13 protein-coding genes and 1 pseudogene are annotated in these 18180 nt (G+C 57.5%); 6 read left to right on the top strand and 8 right to left on the bottom strand.

Annotated elements, in window-relative coordinates; all coding sequences use genetic code 11:
• The first annotated feature begins 26 nt into the window (after nucleotides 1–26).
• The 3 genes from XM38_RS19465 to XM38_RS19455 all read left to right on the top strand — a co-directional run bounded on the left by XM38_RS19465 (nucleotide 27) and on the right by XM38_RS19455 (nucleotide 7662).
• Complete coding sequence (locus XM38_RS19465; RefSeq protein ID WP_088430780.1) at nucleotides 27–4880, top strand: hybrid sensor histidine kinase/response regulator; 4854 nt, start codon at nucleotides 27–29, stop codon at nucleotides 4878–4880.
• Between the two features lie 378 nt (nucleotides 4881–5258).
• The gene (locus XM38_RS19460; RefSeq protein WP_088430778.1) at nucleotides 5259–6725 is read left to right on the top strand and encodes an FAD-linked oxidase C-terminal domain-containing protein; all 1467 of its coding nucleotides are present in this window, start codon (nucleotides 5259–5261) and stop codon (nucleotides 6723–6725) included.
• Nucleotides 6726–6735: 10 nt separating this feature from the next.
• Entirely contained in the window at nucleotides 6736–7662 is a 927-nt protein-coding gene (locus tag XM38_RS19455) for a carbohydrate ABC transporter permease (RefSeq protein ID WP_088430776.1), read from the top strand.
• 11 nt (nucleotides 7663–7673) lie between these two features.
• Here XM38_RS19455 and XM38_RS19450 read toward each other — a convergent pair whose 3' ends face one another.
• The 4 genes from XM38_RS19450 to XM38_RS19435 form a co-directional block, all read right to left on the bottom strand.
• On the bottom strand, nucleotides 7674–8036 hold the full coding sequence (locus tag XM38_RS19450; protein ID WP_088430774.1) for a phospholipid-binding protein: 363 nt from the start codon (nucleotides 8034–8036) through the stop codon (nucleotides 7674–7676).
• Between the two features lie 674 nt (nucleotides 8037–8710).
• A complete protein-coding gene (gene ispF, locus XM38_RS19445) occupies nucleotides 8711–9196 on the bottom strand; it encodes a 2-C-methyl-D-erythritol 2,4-cyclodiphosphate synthase (protein ID WP_080810178.1) in 486 nt (161 codons plus the stop codon).
• Between the two features lie 14 nt (nucleotides 9197–9210).
• Entirely contained in the window at nucleotides 9211–9981 is a 771-nt protein-coding gene (gene trmD, locus XM38_RS19440; protein WP_225889362.1) for a tRNA (guanosine(37)-N1)-methyltransferase TrmD, read from the bottom strand.
• An 89-nt stretch (nucleotides 9982–10070) separates the two neighbouring features.
• A complete protein-coding gene (locus tag XM38_RS19435) occupies nucleotides 10071–12227 on the bottom strand; it encodes a S9 family peptidase (protein ID WP_088430772.1) in 2157 nt (718 codons plus the stop codon).
• 252 nt (nucleotides 12228–12479) lie between these two features.
• On the opposite strand from XM38_RS19435, the gene XM38_RS19430 reads away from it, so the two are divergent.
• A complete protein-coding gene (locus tag XM38_RS19430) occupies nucleotides 12480–14990 on the top strand; it encodes a CHAT domain-containing protein (RefSeq protein WP_080809994.1) in 2511 nt (836 codons plus the stop codon).
• Between the two features lie 54 nt (nucleotides 14991–15044).
• Here the strand turns inward: XM38_RS19430 and XM38_RS19425 are convergent, their stop codons facing one another.
• Nucleotides 15045–15605, bottom strand: a complete 561-nt coding sequence (locus tag XM38_RS19425; protein WP_088431785.1) for a Uma2 family endonuclease — start codon at nucleotides 15603–15605, stop codon at nucleotides 15045–15047.
• Between the two features lie 106 nt (nucleotides 15606–15711).
• Entirely contained in the window at nucleotides 15712–15960 is a 249-nt protein-coding gene (locus XM38_RS19420; protein ID WP_391540818.1) for a Uma2 family endonuclease, read from the bottom strand.
• Between the two features lie 26 nt (nucleotides 15961–15986).
• Between XM38_RS19420 and XM38_RS19415 the strand changes: the two are divergent.
• Nucleotides 15987–16537 (top strand): annotated as a pseudogene (locus tag XM38_RS19415) (transposase); the annotation flags it as partial.
• 84 nt (nucleotides 16538–16621) lie between these two features.
• On the opposite strand, the gene XM38_RS19410 reads toward XM38_RS19415, so the two are convergent.
• On the bottom strand, nucleotides 16622–17017 hold the full coding sequence (locus XM38_RS19410) for a hypothetical protein (RefSeq protein ID WP_080809983.1): 396 nt from the start codon (nucleotides 17015–17017) through the stop codon (nucleotides 16622–16624).
• Nucleotides 17018–17388: 371 nt separating this feature from the next.
• Between XM38_RS19410 and XM38_RS29365 the strand changes: the two genes are divergently transcribed.
• Nucleotides 17389–17742 carry a hypothetical protein gene (locus XM38_RS29365; RefSeq protein WP_315862235.1) on the top strand — a complete coding sequence of 118 codons (354 nt, stop codon included), beginning with the start codon at nucleotides 17389–17391 and terminating at the stop codon, nucleotides 17740–17742.
• On the opposite strand, the gene XM38_RS19400 is transcribed toward XM38_RS29365, so the two are convergent.
• Nucleotides 17707–18039, bottom strand: coding sequence for a nucleotidyltransferase domain-containing protein (locus XM38_RS19400; RefSeq protein ID WP_187329476.1), 333 nt, complete (start codon nucleotides 18037–18039; stop codon nucleotides 17707–17709). The genes XM38_RS29365 and XM38_RS19400 overlap by 36 nt on opposite strands.
• Nucleotides 18040–18180 lie beyond the last annotated feature (141 nt).

Here is an 18180-nt window from a genome sequence, read left to right as displayed (position 1 = left end):
ATATACGCGTGTAGGGGGAAACCGTCATGCAGCCTGAACAGCAACAACGGATCATGGGCTATTTCATTGAGGAGGCGAAAGACCACCTCAATACGATAGAGCAAGGGCTGCTGAATCTTCAGGTCACCATCCAAGATCCTGAGATGGTGAATGAAGTCTTCCGGGCGGCTCACTCGGTGAAGGGGGGAGCGGCCATGTTGGGCATTGACAGTGTTCAACGCACGGCTCACCGGTTGGAAGATTACTTCAAGCTGTTAAAGGAAGCTCCGGTACAGACGGATCGCCCCTTGGAATCCATGCTGTTGAAGGTGTTTGATGGACTGCAAGAGCTATTGGAACAACTTCAGGGACCCTTTGGGCTCACCGATGATAAAGCTCAGGAAATCATGGCAACCTTGGAGCCGACCTTTGAGCGGCTCAACCACCATTTAGAGACACTGGTAGCAGTATCTCCCCTGCCGGAAGCCGAGGCGTCCTCTGCCCCTGAACCAGCAGCGGTGGCGAGTGCTGAGCAGACGACGGTGCCCCCTGGAGGGGCGTCGTCCTCTGGGGAGGACAGCGCCCTGCAACTGGTGTTCCGGAGCGATGTGCCGGGCTACTTGCGGGAAATGCTGAGGCTTTTTAAGCAGCTAGAGACTCCGGAGACTCGGGCAGACCTTCAAGAAGTGGGATATCAGCTCTATAGCATTGGAGAGCAGTTTGAGTTGCCAGCGTGGAGCCGATTGCTGGCAGCGGCACGGGGTGCGATCGCAAACGAGCAGCAATCCTATCGCAGCTTGGCTCCAGTGTTGATCAAAGAGATCAAACGGGCCCAAGAGCAGGTGCTGGGAGGGCAGGGAGATGCCATTGCGATCAGCCAAGACATTCTGGATCTATTACCGCCTGAACTCTCTCACCCCAGTGAGCCAGAGACCAGCGAAGCCTTACCCATCGCTGTGGACTTCGAACCGGCAGACTGGGCCGAGCCGGCTGCCCCCAGTCAGCTAGACACCGAACCGGCGGACTGGGCCGATCTCCTAGACGCCACAGATACCCCGGCCCGCACCCCGTCGTCCCCCTCGCCGAAAGAAGGTCCCAATATTGGGGCCGCAGAACTCAATAGTCTGGCCGATCTCTTCGAGGGCGATGCCGGCGATTTCGATGCGGATTGGGAGGAGGAAGAGCTGAGCGAAGAGGTGCCGCAGCCGACTGATGACCGTCTTGATGCCGATATTTCCGGAGAATTTGCCGACTTTCTCCTAGCCGATGATGTCGACACCGGCAATGAGGACGAACTGACCAGCTTGTTTGGGGAGGCCTCAGTACTAGCTGAGGCAGAATCGTCTGCCGATGCTGAGCCGGAAGCCTTTGAGTTAGAAGGATTAGAGTCAGCAGGATTAGAGTCAGCAGGATCAGATCTCGCTTCCGAGTCGACCCTGAGCTGGATGATTTATTGGGGCCAAGATGATGCCACTGCCACCGCTGACGCTGCCACTGAGACCCCGCCGCCATCAACCGATGATGCCGATGAGTTAGATGCCTTCTTCAGTCAAGTCTCATCCTCGCCGCCGCCGGCTCAATCTGAGCAGGAGTCTCTGGACGCTTGGTTAGGGGAGGGGATGGCCCCTGGGCAAACTGCGGCTGCAGCTGCCTCTGAGACAGGGGCTGATGCCGACGCTCTTGATGTCCTAGCGGATCCATGGGATGAGGCTGCCACGGCGGCTTCTGGATCCCCTAGAGAGGCGGCAACCGGCCCGCCAGTAGATAGCCGAGAGGCCGACCTGGAGTCACTACTGATGGATTTCCCGGATCTGTCTGAGCAGGATGCGACTACGGAGCCCTCGATAGACAGTGAGGAGCCGTCTCAAGGCGCCAGCACTGCGGCTGCGGCCGCTGACGTCGGCAGGAGTGGGGCGAGTGATGACGATACTAGTGATGACAATACTGAGAAGTCTGGCGAGACCGACATTGCTTGGGACATGGGCGGCCCAGAGGACGACAGCTCGACTGCGTCTGAGTCAGCAATGGTTGAGGGGGCAGCAACGGCTGAGGAACTCGATAATCTGACCCCGTTCCTAGAGAACCTTTCAGAAGAGTCGGCAGAGGATGCCGACCTAGACCTCAGTGAGGATGACTGGCTCAAGCTTGCCCTCGAGGCTGAAGGTGATGTCCACGGCGACGGGACTGAGGCATCTACGGCCTCAGAGGATACAGAGGATACAGAAGACTGGCTATCCTTAACGGCAGAGCCAACGGCAGCCGAGATCGACCTAGAAGCGTTCTCCGAAGAGCCCACTAGCCTTACTGCTGCCTCGGCAAATGCTGAACAGAGGGATGATCTGTGGGGGGATGATGTCGCTGCCGACTGGGAGGACTTCCCTGACTTAGCCGGGGAAGCGGCAGCCGGGGCTGATGGCGATGAGGCCGACGATATTGATGCGCTCTTGGGCGACGATTTCCCCGATGATTTAGCCGCGGAGACCACTGCATCTGCTGCTGTCTCCGACGACGCTGATGCCGATGAGACCGAGGATTTGTTTGGCGATTTTGCCGCGGAGCTGCAGGATGAGCCCACGGCAGAGGATGCGATCGCACCTGCCCAAGATTCTGAAGACTCTGAAGACTCTGGGGCTGACTTCGACGACCTAGAGTCCTTACTGGCAGAGGAACCGGCCGCCGCGACAGTGAGCCCGGCGTCGGAGCCGTCAGGGCAACCCGATGACCTGGCCGAACTGGATACCCGGCTGGATGACACCCCGCCTGCCCCGGCGGAGGCCGAACCGTCCCCTCGGTCCCCATTAACCGCTGCCTCAGGGGACAATGAATTTGAGGATCTAGAAAAACTCCTGGAAGAAGCCGATCACCTGGGCGGCTCTGCCCCCACCGTAGGGAGCCACCGCGCCGCCATGAGTGGCCGCCGCCCTAGCCGCCGTCCCAATCTCCTGTCTGAGCAGACGATGCGGGTGTCGGTGAAGCACCTGGATAATCTCAGCAACCTGGTGGGAGAACTCGTGGTCAACCGTAACTCCCTAGAGCAGGATCAAGAACGGCTGCGGCAGTTTCTCGATAACCTGCTGTTTCAAGTCCAGCAGCTGAACGATGTGGGACAGCGGTTGCGGGACTTATACGAACGTTCACTCCTAGAAAGCTCTCTGATTTCAAATCGGCAAGCGCTGCAGAGCCGCAGTCGTGCTCATCAAGGAGGCAATGGCGGGGGGCATGCCACTGGGGCTACCTTTGATGCCTTAGAAATGGACCGGTTTACCGGATTCCATACCCTCTCGCAAGAAATGATTGAGCTGATTGTGCGGGTGCGAGAGTCGGCCTCCGACATTGACTACACCATTCAATCGGCCGACCAAGTGACGCGGCAGTTCCGTCAGGTCACCAGTCAATTGCAAGAGGGCCTGAACAAGGCTCGCATGGTGCCCTTTGCCCAAACCGCTGACCGGTTGCCCCGGGCAGTGCGGGACATCTCCCTGAAATTTGGCAAAGAGGCTCGCCTGGTGGTCGAGGGGCGAGACACCTTGATTGACAAGATGATTCTAGAGCGGCTGTATGACCCCATGACCCATCTGGTCAACAATGCCATCACCCATGGCATCGAGCAGCCAGAGGAGCGCATAGCCGCTGGTAAACCCCGGGAAGGCGTGATCACCATACGGGCCTTCTATCAGGGCAATCAAACCGTCATTTATATCTCTGACGATGGGGCTGGCATTGATCCAGAGATGGTGAAACGGAAGGCCATAGAGCGGGGGGTGATGTCTGCTGAGGTGGCCAATAGCTTCTCGAAACTTGAGCTCTATGAACTGCTGTTCCAGCCGGGATTCAGTACCCGGGATCAAGCCGATGTCTTTGCTGGTCGTGGGGTGGGCATGGATGTGGTCCGCACCGCCCTGGCCGATGTCAGGGGCACGGTGACCATTGACTCTGAACCCGGTCAAGGCAGTAGTTTCACCATTCGTCTTCCCCTAACCCTCAGTATTTCGAAGGCCCTCAGCTGTCTGAACAATCAGGCTCGCATTGCCTTCCCCATGGATGGGGTAGAAGACATGTTTGACATTCCCCGGGAGCGCATCCAGCACAATGATCAGGGACAGGCCTGTATCCTCTGGCGCGATACCCTATTGCCCTTCCAACCCCTGTCGGATTTACTGCAGTTTAACCGGACTCTGGGCCGCGGCCGCGTCTATGGCGGCCATCAGGATGAGGATCTGATCTCGATCGTGGTCTTACGGAGTGCCAATACCCATGTGGCATTGCAAATTGACCAGGTGATTGGCGAGCAGGAGATCGTGATCAAGCAGATCGAAGGCCCTGTGCCCAAACCCATGGGGATCGCCGGGGCAACCGTCCTAGGAGACGGCCGCGTCATGCCGATCGCCGATGTGTTAGAGCTGATTGATCTCTCCCTGGGCCGAGTGCGACGGGACGCCAGTGGCTCTATCTGGAGCCAGACCGAGGAGGATGCGATCGCAGCTTCGGGCACGCCGGCCATGCCATCGGAGCCCACGGTCTTGATTGTGGACGATTCCATCACGGTGCGGGAATTGCTGTCTATGAGTTTCAACAAGGTGGGCTATCGAGTAGAGCAGGCCCGAGATGGCCAGGAAGCCTGGGAGAAACTGCGGTCTGGCATGCCCTGCGACTTGGTGTTCTGCGATATCGAAATGCCTCGTATGGATGGTCTGGAGCTGCTCTCGCGACTGCAAAAGGATGAGCAGTTGCAGCAAATTCCCATCGCCATGCTGACCTCACGGGGGGCAGACCGACACCGCCAGATGGCAGTAGACCTAGGGGCAAAGGGCTATTTCACCAAACCCTATCTGGAAGAGGTACTGCTGGATGCGGCCCAACGCATGCTGAATGGGGAAGATATCTCCAGTGTCAGCACCTAGCACAGAAAGGCAGAAGGAAAAGGGCAGAAGGCAGAAGGGAAATTCTCGACGTATCAAGGCTTCTGCCTTGAACCAACAGGGGGGATTATTTCCGCCGACGAGTACTAGTACATCAGCACCTAGCACAAAGGGGCGTAGGTTTACTACCGTTTGGCCAGAGTGAATGGGTGGATGGGCTTGCCGTGTATGGCTTGCAGCCAGGCCTCGGCCTGAGCTCAGCCGAACGGCTTCGCCAAGGACGTCAGTGGCTCCCGCTCGCGAAGCGATCCCGGCAGGGTTATGGTCAAATAGGCTTTAGGGGCTGGTGTGATGTCCTCCCCCCTGCTTCGGGATCGGGATTCTCGCTATGCTGGAGCCATAGGTTGATGGCAGCAGGCAATGGTAACTCAGGCACAGAGTCGTAATTGGCCGCCGGTGATTCAGGCTTTAGAGGCGGCAGTGGGTCGCGACCAGGTGGTGCGGCGTCGAGAAGAATTGCTGGTGTATGAGTGCGATGGCCTGACCAGCTATCGCCAGCGTCCAGCGGTAGTGGTGTTGCCGCGAACCACCGAGCAAGTGGCGGCAGCCGTAGCCGTTTGTCATCGCTTCGACGTCCCCTTTGTAGCCCGAGGGGCAGGGACGGGGCTATCTGGGGGGGCCTTGCCCTTGGCGGATTCGGTGCTGATTGTGACGGCCATGATGCGCCAGATCGAGGTGGATATCGAGAATCAACGGGTCCGGGTACAACCCGGGGTGATCAATCACTGGGTGACCCAGGCGGTGAGTGGGGCTGGATTTTACTACGCTCCGGATCCCTCTAGCCAGAGCGTGTGTTCGGTGGGGGGAAACGTGGCTGAAAATTCCGGAGGCGTCCATTGCCTCAAGTATGGGGTGACGACGAATCATGTCCTGGGGCTGACTCTGGTACTGCCCCCGGGCGAGGTGGTCGAGGTCGGCGGCAAGGTAGCCGAGACCCCAGGCTATGATCTGGCCGGGCTGGTGGTCGGCTCGGAGGGGACCCTGGGCATTGCCACAGAAATTACCTTGCGTATTCTCAAGGCTCCGGAGGCAGTGCAAGTGCTGCTGGCCGACTTTACCAGTGTGGAAGCGGCTGGGGCCACCGTATCAGACATCATTGGCGCCGGCATCGTCCCGGCGGGAATGGAGATGATGGATAATTTCAGCATCAATGCGGTCGAGGATGTGGTGGCCACGGCCTGCTACCCCAGGGATGCCGCCGCTATTTTGTTAATCGAAATCGATGGCTTGGCGGCCGAGGTGGCCGATAACAGTGAGCGGATTCGGGCCATTTGCGATCGCAACGGTGCCCGCCAGGTGACTGTCGCCGTCGATGCCGAAGAGCGACTGCGCCTCTGGAAAGGGCGTAAAGCGGCCTTTGCCGCCATGGGCAAACTCAGCCCTGACTACTACGTCCAGGACGGCGTCATTCCCCGCACCCAACTGCCTCAAGTGCTGCGAGACATTGAAGCCCTGAGTCAGCGCCATGGCTATCGGGTGGCCAATGTCTTTCATGCCGGTGACGGCAACCTGCATCCCCTTATCCTGTACGACAACTCTGTGCCTGGGCAACTGGAAGCGGTCGAGGACCTGGGGGGCGATATTTTAAAGCTCTGCGTCGGTGTCGGCGGCAGTATTTCTGGAGAACATGGCATTGGGGCCGACAAGCGTTGCTACATGCCGGCCATGTTCTCTGCTGCCGACCTAGAGACCATGCAGTGGGTGCGCCAGGCCATCGATCCCAAGCGCCTGGCCAACCCTACTAAGATTTTCCCGACGCCGGCCACCTGCGGCGAGGCGGCGCGAGCCCAGGCCCAGGCGCACTTTCCTCAGGTTGAGCGGTTTTAGGGGAGGCACGATGAAATCGACTGTGGTGTCGCCGCCGTCTCGACAACGGTCTTCTCGGCGCTGGCTTGCTGGCACTGTCCCCTATCTGTTTTTGCTGCCAGCCTTGGCGATTCTAGGGCTAACCGTCTTCTGGCCGGCCCTGCAAGCCTTCTACCTCAGCTTTACCAGCTATGGCTATGACCTCAGCCAACCACCAGTGTGGATCGGCTGGGACAACTTCCAGCGATTACTCCAGGATCCTGTGTTCTGGCAAACCGTTCGCAATACCCTGTTGTATCTGGTTGGAGTGGTGCCCATTCTGGCAATCTTGCCCTTAGTATTGGCGATTCTGGTCAACCGCTCCCTGCGCGGCATGCGCTGGTTTCGGGTTGCCTATTACCTGCCGGTGGTGATCTCGATGGTGGTGGCAGGCATTGCCTGGCGTTGGCTCTATGCCGAAAATGGGCTACTGAATCAACTCTTGATGGGCACGGGGCTGCGAGAGACGGGGATTCCCTGGCTGACCAGTCCATCCCTCGCCTTACTGAGCGTCATGGCTGTGACCGTCTGGAAAGGTCTGGGCTATTACATGGTGATCTACTTGGCCGGGTTACAGACCATCCCCCTAGAGCTCTACGAAGCAGCAGCCATGGACGGCTCCGATGGCTGCAGACGCCATTGGGACATTACTTTGCCCCTGATGTGGCCCTACATCGTGCTAGTGACGGTGATTTCTGCCATCGCCGCCACTAAAGTCTTCGAAGAAGTGTTCATTATGACCCAAGGCGGTCCCCGCAATAGCTCTAAGACGATTGTCTACTATGTGTATGAGCAGGCATTTCAAGATCTTGACATGAACTACGCCTGCGCCATTGGCTTGGTCCTATTTCTCGTCATCTTGGCATTATCCATGGTGCGGCTGGCGGTAGCAGATCGTCGTTCCCCTCTCGGGGGCTAGCCGTGAGTCAGTCAACTGGCTGCTGGCCTGATGACAACATCGCGGATTTCCAGATTTGTCATCCCCTCAACCTGCATAGCGATATGGATCAATTGGTCTAGCAAAGCCTGACTCGCTACACGGCCATGCAAGATCAAGACAGATCCCCGTTGCCGAATGGATAGGTGGGCAATGGCGTCGTTACCAACAGCATGTTGAAAGGCCAAATGGACTCGCTTAACTAGGCCATGGTGGTCGTATTCACCGCCTAGGCCAACCCGCTCCGGTGGAATCGCCTGAAACCAGGCATCCGCATGGGTCGGGGCGACCGCAAGCGCTCCATAGCCATAGCAAACCCCACTCACCGTTTGGCCAGTTGTGATTAAGGACTTCATGAGCGCACCCATAGGCAACGACCTCAAGGAATATAGACAGCTGACATCAACGATCTAAGCCGAATCACGGGGACGAGAGCCCAGGGAAGACTACACACTGCGTGACGCTACGCTAACAGGGAAAGCGTGTCGAAATTGGTTACAGTGTACACACTGTCTCCGTATTTACACTAGCTTTATGAAGGGTCGATCATAATTCTATGAAAAATTGTCCGGATGCATAGGTGTTCTCCACGACGTATTAAGAATAATCCCAGCTGCATTTTTTACGTAAGTTTACAAATCTGAGGCTATTTGCAGCCTCAAGTAGCCGGCAATTCTCCCTATCAATCGGTTGATGGGGACGTCTATCGCTGAAAAATGGGCCCCTGCCTGGACAGGTGATCTGGGGTGAGACGGGCTAATGCCTCTACTGGATTGGAGTTGAGCTTGTGGCTGAAGCTCGCCAGAGCAACGCCGTCGGCGCTTAATTACTTAGAAGCCCCCGTCTTTGTAAAAGTTCCTGCCATGGCGATTGGGCTCGGCCCAAAATCTTCACACTATCTTTATTAAGCGTCTTGATGTAATTTTTATAGCCAGCACCTCTAGAACTGGAGTCAGAGGCTGGTCCGATGGCTGCCCTCCTAGAAGTTGGCCCAGGCTCAAGACAATGGGGCCGTCAAGCTGGTCGGCGGTCATCGGGGAATTGCCCAGAGTAAGGCCACGGCATAGGCAGCGATGCCCTCTTGGCGGCCCACTGGCCCCAACCCCTCGTTGGTGGTGGCTTTAATCCCCACTTGGTTTACCTGTAGATGCAAGACGGTGGCTAGGTGCGATCGCATCGTTTCGATATGGGGTTTCAGCTTCGGTCGCTCGGCCACGATCACCGTATCCAGGTTGCCCACCCGCCATCCCTGCTGCTGAATCAACTGCCCCACCTGAGCCAACAGGTCCAGGCTATTGGCGCCAGCCCACTGCGGCTCACTGGGGGGAAAATAGCGGCCAATATCCCCCAGGCTGAGGGCCCCTAGCATGGCGTCCATGATGGCATGGGTGAGCACATCGGCATCGCTATGACCCAACAGGCCCCGGTCATGGGGAATGGTGACTCCCCCTAAGATCAACGGCCGCTGCGGCACCAGTTGATGGATGTCATAGCCGTTACCAATGCGAATGGTCATGTCCCCAATGTCCGTCATAGAGTCTGGGATGATCCTCCCTGGCTAGGAGGAACTGGGTCAATGGCAGGTTGCTCAGGATCATCTGCCGGCGTCGCCAACCAGCGTCGGTATAGATCGGGCCGCCGCTCTCGCGTGCGCTGCTGTTGCTGCTGCCAGCGCCACTGCTGAATGGCCCCGTGGTCGCCAGACAACAGCACCTCCGGCACAGCCCAGTCTCGAAACACCGGTGGCCGGGTGTACTGGGGATAGTCCAAGAGTCCGGCTTCAAAGCTCTCGTACTTGAGGGAGTCCGGCTTAGCTACCGTCCCCGGCCGCAGGCGCAATACACCATTGAGTAAGGCCAAAGCCGGAATCTCACCCCCTGTCAAGACAAAATCTCCCAGGGACACCTCCCGGGTGACCAGATAGCGCACCCGCTCATCCACCCCTTCATAGTGGCCACAGATCACCACCAGTTGCCGACACTGAGCCAGCTGCCAAAATAACGCCTGGGTCATGGGCTGTCCCTGGGGCGTCATCAACAGGATTTCCCGCGGCCCATAGCAGGGCAACGACTCCACCGCCGCAAAGATGGGGTCCGGTTTCATCACCATGCCCACGCCGCCGCCATAGGGCTCATCGTCTACCTTGTGATGCTTATCGGTGGCGAAGTCCCGAGGATTGGTGAAATGCATCTCGGCAACCTGCCGAGCCAGTGCCTTGCCCATCAGCCCCGACTGCAGGGGACTGGTGAAGAAGTCGGGGAACAGGCTAACAATGTCAAGGCGCAGGGGACAAACATCCATGGCAACGGTAGGTGCTGATAATGGGGCTGGCAAGAGCGGCATTAAGCAAGCGGCATCAAGGAGTATCAGGGCTCACTCCTAGCCCGGTGTCAGTCAGCCTGGCGGTGAGCCGATGGCTGCTGCCGCAGATACCGCCGGAAAAAGTCGATCTGCAACTGGGCCGCCAGGTGCTGATTGTCTACGGACAATAAACTGTGGCCGACCCCTTGAAACTCATACATCATCACTGGCACCTCATTATCGGCGATAATGTCGTGGAAGTTGCGGGCCATATCCACCTGGAGAAAATCCTCAGAGCCGTGGAAAACCAGGGTTGGAGTCCGAATGGCAGCAGCGTTGTACAGGGGCGAGAGATACGCATAGCGCTGGGGATCTTCCATGGGCGTTTGGCCCACCAGATAAGACAACAGCGATGAGTAGCCCAGTTGCCACTCCGTGAAGGCATCCAAGAGAGAACATTGGGGATTGGCCGCCGCCACTAATCGCGGGAAGCGGGCAATCATTTGACTGGTGTAGTAGCCCCCGTAGGAACAGCCGGTCAGGCCTAATTGGCTGAAGCTAGACCAGCCTCGACGCACCACCTGATTGAGAATGTCGACACCCTCTAGAATATCGACTTGCCCAAAGTTACTGCCATCGGCGTGTAGTCGGTAGGCCTCAGGGCCCAGTCCCTCTCGCCCGGCTAGCGGGGTTAACAGCACCGACAAGCCGAAATTGGGCAGCAGGTTCAGGGGCATTTCCACCTCGACGGCAAACTCATTCACCATGCTGATGCCTGGTCCGCCCTGCTGCCAAAACACTAGGGGGGCGGCCTGGGGCGGAAAGGCAGCGCCCTGGGGTTGCACTAAGATCCCCTCTCGCGGCCCATTGCGGGTGTCAAACTGGACCGGATTCACCTGCACCTGGTTGATCTTGGCAATCTCGGCGTTGAGGTCAGTCAGTTGCTGAGGCGGCGATTGGCCATCCAGGGCGATTTTGAAGACCTCTGGCGGTTGATTCACCGATGAGAAGGCATAGATCACGGTCTCGCCATCGGGGGTGACTTCCCAGGCATCGTAGTCGACGACACCGGCAGGCAATGGCAGCGATCGCATCTGCTGAGTGGCCAAGTCATAGACATAGAGATGGCGATTGGTCCCTACCGTGGCAAAGAAAATGGCCGTGTCTGCATCGACAAAGTCACCCCCATTCTCAAGGGGACCCTGCAATATGGGGCTATCTAAGGTTTGCAAGAGATCTCCCTGTAAGGTGTACACCTGATAGTAAGACTGCTGGGGAAAGAGATAGGAAGGATGCTGCCGCCCGCTCACCCGGGCTGGTTTATACCGCTTGACCAAGAGCCTCTGGCCGTCAGGGCTGATGGCGGTTTGACCAAACAAATCGCCGCTATCCTCAGCGTGTCCTTCAAACTGCAGTGGCTCTGCCTGGGTAAAGTCATAGACCTTGAGGGTGCTGCGCTGCAGGAACACATTGTCCTCCGGAGGCGTCCGGCCCAGGGCATCTTGAATCACGGGATTCGCCAGATTCGGGCTGACTGGAGTGCGGTCGTAGAGGCGGCGCTCTTCTACGGAGGACATCACCAGGGCGACTCGATCGCCAGTCTCTGACCAAGCCGGCGGTTCGATCTCCATCCCGTCTGGGAAGCGAGCCACTTCTAAGCGGTCGAGGGAGGGCAGAAATACCAGGTACACGACGTCTTCATCGCCCTCAAACACCCGAATCACAAACTTAGAAAAATCTGGAGACACCCCCAGCACCTCGCCCTCCTCTGGCAAGCTGGGATAAATGGCGGTGTGGGAGACAATTTCTGTCTGGCGATTCAGGGTGACGATATCCCAAGGCCCAAATAAGCTTTCCTGCACGAAGCGCAGCACGGTGTTGTCGAGCCATTGTATGGGCAAGACCGGGCTAAATACCTCGTTATCCAAGGCCAGGGATTGTTGCAGTTCGCCGCTGGCCACATCTAAAAACCAGACCTGCCAGTCCTCTTGGCTGACCCGATTAACAGTGGCCAGCACCAGGGTAGACCCATCTGGGCTGATGGTGCTGAGAATCATCGGCAGGCGAGTGCTCAGCAGGGTATCGAGTTTAGCCTGCTCTGCCTCAGACAACTGGGGCAGGTGGTTCTGGTTGCCAATGGTGATGATCTCGGCGGCGACCGGACAGCTGATCACACCAGCTGTGCCGACTAGGGTCAGCAGGGTTGAGGCTAAACCTAGGCCGCCCCTGAGAAAACCAATTAGCATGCCATCGTGTCCATGGTGAGTGAAAAGATAGCTGGGTGAATGAGCCCCAGCTGGCCCACACCTGCCCTCTAGCTGGGGGCGGCCGTTATTGAGAGAGTGGCCCGGTCTGGACCGGGAGGAGTCCCCGATCGGGGCAATCTCTCATCCACTGTACTGGCTGAGTCGTTATTGGTCATCTCTCCAGCTGAATTGAGGAGAAGGTGATCTACTCTGATAGAAGTGTGAGTTTCCCTAGCGGGGTCTCCCACCAGGATGGCCCTGACTGCCTGGGGCTTGCTGTTCAGGCTGAGCCGAGTTCAGGCTCAGCCATGGGGTCAGGAGACTCCTCGCTGTCTCGAGCTGGACTTGGTATCCCTAACCCTTGCCCAAGGAGCCGACGCACTGGTGACTCAGGAATTTCAACTATCGATCACGGCGGTTGGTGATCATCGCTATCTGGTGCGCACAGAGGATGTGGCGGTCGGGGTTCCTCTGGCGGAGGAGCAAGTCGTCTGGCCCGTCGACGATTGGCTGCATCAGGCCCAGCAGCTCATGCACGATCCCTTACTGACCCTATGGCAGGGGGGTACTCTGACGGGGTTGGAGGAAACTGGTACAGCATTGCCGACGGAGGAGCTGACCCTGACAACCCTGGGTCGTGGGCTCTATCAGGCGGTGTTCCATGGCCGTCTGCGGGATAGTTGGTTGGCGGCCCAGGGAGTCGCTCAGAACCGCCGGGAATTTTTGCGATTGCGGTTGGGCTTGAAGGATAGTCAGCTGCAGCGACTGCCGTGGGAGGTGCTGTACAACGATGCTCGCCCCCTCACTACCGGCACTGAGTTGACCTTCAGCCGCTATCTGGCTGTGTCTGGGACCACCAGTCTCACGGCACTGCCCCCGTTACCCCAGCTTGATCAGCCCTTGCGGGTCTTGATGGTGGTCTCTGCCCCCGATGATCAAGAGCGCTTGGCCCTACGCCAGGAAGTCGAGCAATTGCAGGAGGAGTTGCAGGGGACAGCTGCCGCTTCCCAGCTGCTGGATATTCAGCTGACGATTTTGGAGCAACCGGGCCGGCGGGAACTGGCCCAGGCTTTGGAGCAAGGACAGTTTCAGGTCCTGCACTATGCCGGCCACAGTGATCTGGGGGAAACGGGCGGCGATCTCTATCTGGTCAACCATCAAACCGGCCTGACAGAGCGGCTCAGTGGTGAGGATTTGGCCGGTCTCTTAGTCAACAATGGCATTTACCTGGCGGTGTTTAATTCCTGCCGGGGAGCCTATACGGCAACGGATGATGCGACGGCGGGCTGGTGCGAACAAAATTTGGTGCAGGCACTGAATAATCGGGGGGTCCCCAGTGTGGTGGCCATGGCGGAGCGCATTCCCGATGATGTGGCCATTACCTTCACCCGCTTGCTCTATCGCAATCTGCGCCGTCACTATCCCATCGATCTCTGCCTCAGCCGCACCCGCCAGGCCCTGGCGTCGGCCCATGGGTCGGATCAGTTTTACTGGGCCTTGCCGATTCTCTACATGCATCCTGAGTTTAATGGCTATCTGACCCGATGCGATCGCAGCCAGGCGGCTCCCTTAGATCCCTGGTCCTTGCCACCGGTATGGGATGAACTCAGCCGCGAGTTAGATCCAGACCTCACCCCCGATGAAAGCGCCACTGCCCTCACGGACACTGACTGGTTGGATGATCTCCCTCCGGAAGATGGAGCCACTGACTACGACGATGACTCGGCCGCGGTCGCCGATATTTTGCAGCAACTGTCCCGTCCTGGGACCAAGGATGAGCCTCCCCTGTTGGCCCGCGATGAAGACCTACAGCCAAGCACTGACGTCCCCGATCCCTATCGAGATTTACCCGAAAACCCGGCGTTGAGTGATCCGGGGGCGTCCACGGCCAAAGCCGAGCCTGGCACCGCCACCACCGCCTCGCCCCAGCCAGGCTCTCGACGCTGGTTGGCCATGGCCGGGCTGAGTCTAGCCGCAATGGCTGCCGTCGGCATCGGCATTGCCTCCCAGGCCGGGCTCTTCTCTAGACTCTCGGATGCTCCGCAACTGCCCGCTCCAGCCTCGTCGCCGCCGGTAAGCCAAGATACTGCGGCTCTAATTCCCGAGGCCTCAGCCGCCCTGGGCCGTGGCGACCTGTCTGCAGCCACCGCCTTGATTACCACCATGCTAGATGGCTTCGATGTCGACAGTGCCGAACTGGTGCTGAATCGGGCTTCGGCCGAGCAGAACCAAGCGCCCGAGATCATGTATCTCCGCGGCCGTCTGCATTGGCAACAACTAGCCCAGGCCTATTCAGCAGCAGACCTGGAGCGCGCCCAAACGGCTTGGCAGCAGGCCACAGAAACTCAAGATGACTTCCTGGAGGCCTATGTAGGCCTCGGCTTTGCCCAGTATGAACAGGGAAATATTGACGCTGCCATCACCGCCTGGCAGCGGGCCACAGAACTAGACCAGCAACAGCCCACGGCAACGGCTGATCAAACCGTGGCCCGGCCCATCACCCTCAATGCCCATGCCGGCCTGGCCATGGCCTATGTCAAGAAGTTAGATGGTGAGGCCCTCTCTCCCACCGAGCGCGCTTGGTTCCAGAGTCAGGCGACTAAACACTACCGCCTGGTCCAGGCTGAGGCCCCAGACGCCTTTGAAACTCAAACTCTGCAGCAAACTAATTGGCTCTGGTTAGATCCTGCCCTGAACGATTGGAGCGTGGCCCAAGGGTATCTAGACGATACGACCACCCCCCCAGCGGCAGAGGCGGAGTGATGGTGATTTCTTCCCCCTCAGGGAGCCCATCCGGAGGCCATCCCCTCAATGAAACTACTCGCCTAGCAATCCGGCTTGTGCAAACAATTGCCGTACTGTCAGGGTTAAGTGAGTCAGATGCTCATCTGTCAGATGGCGACTGCCACGATATGTCACTGGCAGAGCATTAGGCTTGAATACAGTAATCGTTTTTGCCGTAGGGTCCACAATCCAAACCCTTGCCACTCCAGCCATGATGTAGTCGACAGCTTTTTCAGCCATGATGCCAAAGGTTTGGTTGGCAGAAATAATCTCAACTGCCAAGTCAACCGGGACTGGGCAGGCCTGATCGCCCAAATCATCAGGTAATCGCTCGGCGTAGACAAATGAAACATCAGGCACGGGTACCCAATCCCGGCCATTGCGCTTGAGCTGAACCGCCCACTCGACGCCAATTTCACCCTTCTCTTCACCCCAGGCTTCTAGAATTCGCAGCAGGGCCCGCTGGGTTTTGGAGTGAAACCGTTTGGGAGCCACTTTAGGGACTATTTCTCCATCGATGAGTTCGCAGCGAGTACCGCTGGCCGGTGACGCCAGAAACGCTTCCAGGGTGATTTGGGTTTTGGGTGTTTGCACCACTCAATACTCCCCCAGGCACTGCCTACCGCTGACTGTAGTGTATCGCTTTGCTCGGTAAATCATGGGGCAGTCACCGTGAGGTTCCCAGGAGCTTTTTCGGGTATCAACGGCGCCCAAAGATGCGGGATAGAGCCCAGGAGAAACCCGGCAACAATGGTGACGTCAGTGTGTCATTGGCTTGCAGCGTCAATGCCAGGGTCAGTGGGGCATTATCCCGTCGGTAGATCTGCACCTGAGGCAGATCTTTATTCACAATCCCATATTCCTGCACCCCCTGCTGGGAATAGAGCTTCAGCCTATGCTCATTTCTGGTGTATGGAGAGAAATTAGGAAAGGGCGTATCCTGCTGAATTAAGCAAAACCAGACGAGGATACACCATGAGTAGCGACAATCTTATTGCCTTTCAATCGCCTGAGACAACAGAGACCTTTCATGACGCGTTGAGCGACTTGATCGGCAACGGCGCTCGTCAGCTCATTGCTCAAGCGGTAGAAGCGGAGTCGCAGGAGTTCTTAGCCAGTATGCCGACCGTCGGGATGAGCAGGGTCGTCAGGCAGTCGTGCGCAATGGCTACTTACCGGAGCGCACGATCCAGACCGGTGTTGGAGACGTGGCGGTGACCGTGCCGAAAGTGCGAGACCGCAACGGCAGTGGCGTTAAGTTCAATTCTCGGTTGTTGCCGCCCTATTTGAAACGGACCAGTAGCGTGGAGGAAGTGTTGCCCTGGCTGTATCTCAAGGGGGTCTCGACCGGAGACTTTAGCGAAGCCCTCTCCGCCCTGCCCGGTCCTGAGGCGAGAGGGTTATCGCCCGCCACCATCAGCCGCTTGAAAGCCAAATGGATTGAAGAACACCAGGACTGGCAGAAACGGTCGTTGCGACATCGCCGCTATGTCTACATCTGGGCCGATGGCATCTACTTCAATTTACCAATGCTTGGGGACTCAGGCAGTATTCGCAGCGATCGCCTGCCCCCTGCCGAACCTGCTCTCGGATGGCTTCAGAGAGTGTACTCATTGAGCGACAGGTTCAAGCAATCCTCGCTTCACCGCCTCTGCCAGAGCTTCGGATTTTCGCAATTGCCCCAGCTGATAAATCTGCAGCAAGGCCAACAGTTCGTATCTTTCAGGCTCGCTTAACCCGTCTACTTTGCCGGTTGCTTGCAGCTCGCCCAAGCGGGCATTTTGAGCCTCCTGCATTTTCCCGGTAGCAAGTTGCAATACCTGATCATCTGCAAGCCCAGATATGGTGGGGAAAAACGCCTCTTCCGAAAAGTTTTCTAACGTGGGCCAGAGCTGTTCGAGGGCTTCTGTCAGCACGGTCGCGGCGTCTTTACTTGTGGCATGACCCAAACGTTGAGCTTCTTCGACCAGACCATTGGGGAGTTTTAAGGTGACTTCGATGGTCATACAATAGATGCTCGCAGCGATCGTGATAAAGATAGCTCACAAGCAACTCATACCTCCCTACCATCCCACTTCCCTCTATCCCACGATTCATCCCCCAACATTTACTACCCGCTACCCTTCACGGGGGCATCCCAGCTATGTAATGAGCAATTTTGTCGCCTGGGAAATCTCCCTTGCTCCAGCATGCTGCAAGCCAAAGGTTAGGAGGTGGCCATGGCAGGTTTTTGGAAAATCGAGGCAAATGTTGAGCGGTTGAGGATCAGCGTCTACTTGGGAGGATGCAACCCGGCTGATGCCAGCAGATGCCGCAGGTTGATGACGCCAGGACGATTCAGCGCCAGTGCGTCCACCGTGGCGCAACCACAGGGAGTTTGGCCGATCAGCTGAGTTGCCGCTTCGCTCCAGGTAAAGTGCTCATCCCAGATTTGCTCTCAGGGATTGAAGAGAGGCACAGTTTCGCCGGTGAGCGGATCAGAGTAGGCAGTCCGGGTGAATTGGTGACCGTTACAGCCAAAACAAGCCCAAGCCAAGTTTTCCAGGGTGGTTGCGCCGCCAAGCTGACGGGGCTGGATGTGATCGATGGTGAAACTATCGGGCGAGAAGGTTTCTGGGCAGCGGCAGTATTCACAACGCTGCTGGGCTCTTTAAGCAACCTCTCGCCGCCTGCTGAGACAAAATCTCCCTTCGCTTTATTTACCCATTCCTGCGTTAGTGGCTTCATGTAAAACCTTGCCCTGCTCCAATATTTCCTGAATAAAGTCATTGCCGAGGGCTAAACGCTGCTCAATTTGCTCTGGCGTTCTTGCCAGCACATCGACAGCAAAATCAGGATTTGTGGCGCTGAGAATTGCAGATGCGACGCGAAAGGGATATCCCTCAAAAGGTAAAATTACCAATAAGTCTACATCTGAGTCTTCCGTTGGCTGCCCGTTTGCATAAGACCCGAACAAAATAATTCGCTCTGGCCGAAACCGATCAGCGATCTGGCGACCCAGAGCCTCAATTCGCTTCATCTCAACCATCGATAGGATGGATTCCTGTAACTTAGACCGCCTCATTTTTCTCTCCCTAACATGAAACAACCCTAGGGTGGCGCTGCGCTTGCCCGGAATGACGCGAGACTCCTCTCCGCAATGAGTTTGCTACCAACAAGAACCTACTCC

Source organism: Halomicronema hongdechloris C2206, assembly GCF_002075285.3.
Lineage (GTDB): Bacteria > Cyanobacteriota > Cyanobacteriia > Phormidesmidales > Phormidesmidaceae > Halomicronema_B > Halomicronema_B hongdechloris.
This window is presented reverse-complemented; position numbering and strand designations above follow the sequence as displayed.

Coding starts and splice junctions, on each gene's coding strand:
- XM38_RS19400 (WP_187329476.1), bottom strand. CDS start 18,039: ATGGTTGAGATGAAGCGAATTGAGGCTCTGGGTCGCCAGATCGCTGAT.
- trmD (WP_225889362.1), bottom strand. CDS start 9,981: ATGGATGTTTGTCCCCTGCGCCTTGACATTGTTAGCCTGTTCCCCGAC.
- ispF (WP_080810178.1), bottom strand. CDS start 9,196: ATGACCATTCGCATTGGTAACGGCTATGACATCCATCAACTGGTGCCG.
- XM38_RS19460 (WP_088430778.1), top strand. CDS start 5,259: ATGGTAACTCAGGCACAGAGTCGTAATTGGCCGCCGGTGATTCAGGCT.
- XM38_RS19410 (WP_080809983.1), bottom strand. CDS start 17,017: ATGACCATCGAAGTCACCTTAAAACTCCCCAATGGTCTGGTCGAAGAA.
- XM38_RS19450 (WP_088430774.1), bottom strand. CDS start 8,036: ATGAAGTCCTTAATCACAACTGGCCAAACGGTGAGTGGGGTTTGCTAT.
- XM38_RS19435 (WP_088430772.1), bottom strand. CDS start 12,227: ATGCTAATTGGTTTTCTCAGGGGCGGCCTAGGTTTAGCCTCAACCCTG.
- XM38_RS19455 (WP_088430776.1), top strand. CDS start 6,736: ATGAAATCGACTGTGGTGTCGCCGCCGTCTCGACAACGGTCTTCTCGG.
- XM38_RS19430 (WP_080809994.1), top strand. CDS start 12,480: ATGGCCCTGACTGCCTGGGGCTTGCTGTTCAGGCTGAGCCGAGTTCAG.
- XM38_RS19465 (WP_088430780.1), top strand. CDS start 27: ATGCAGCCTGAACAGCAACAACGGATCATGGGCTATTTCATTGAGGAG.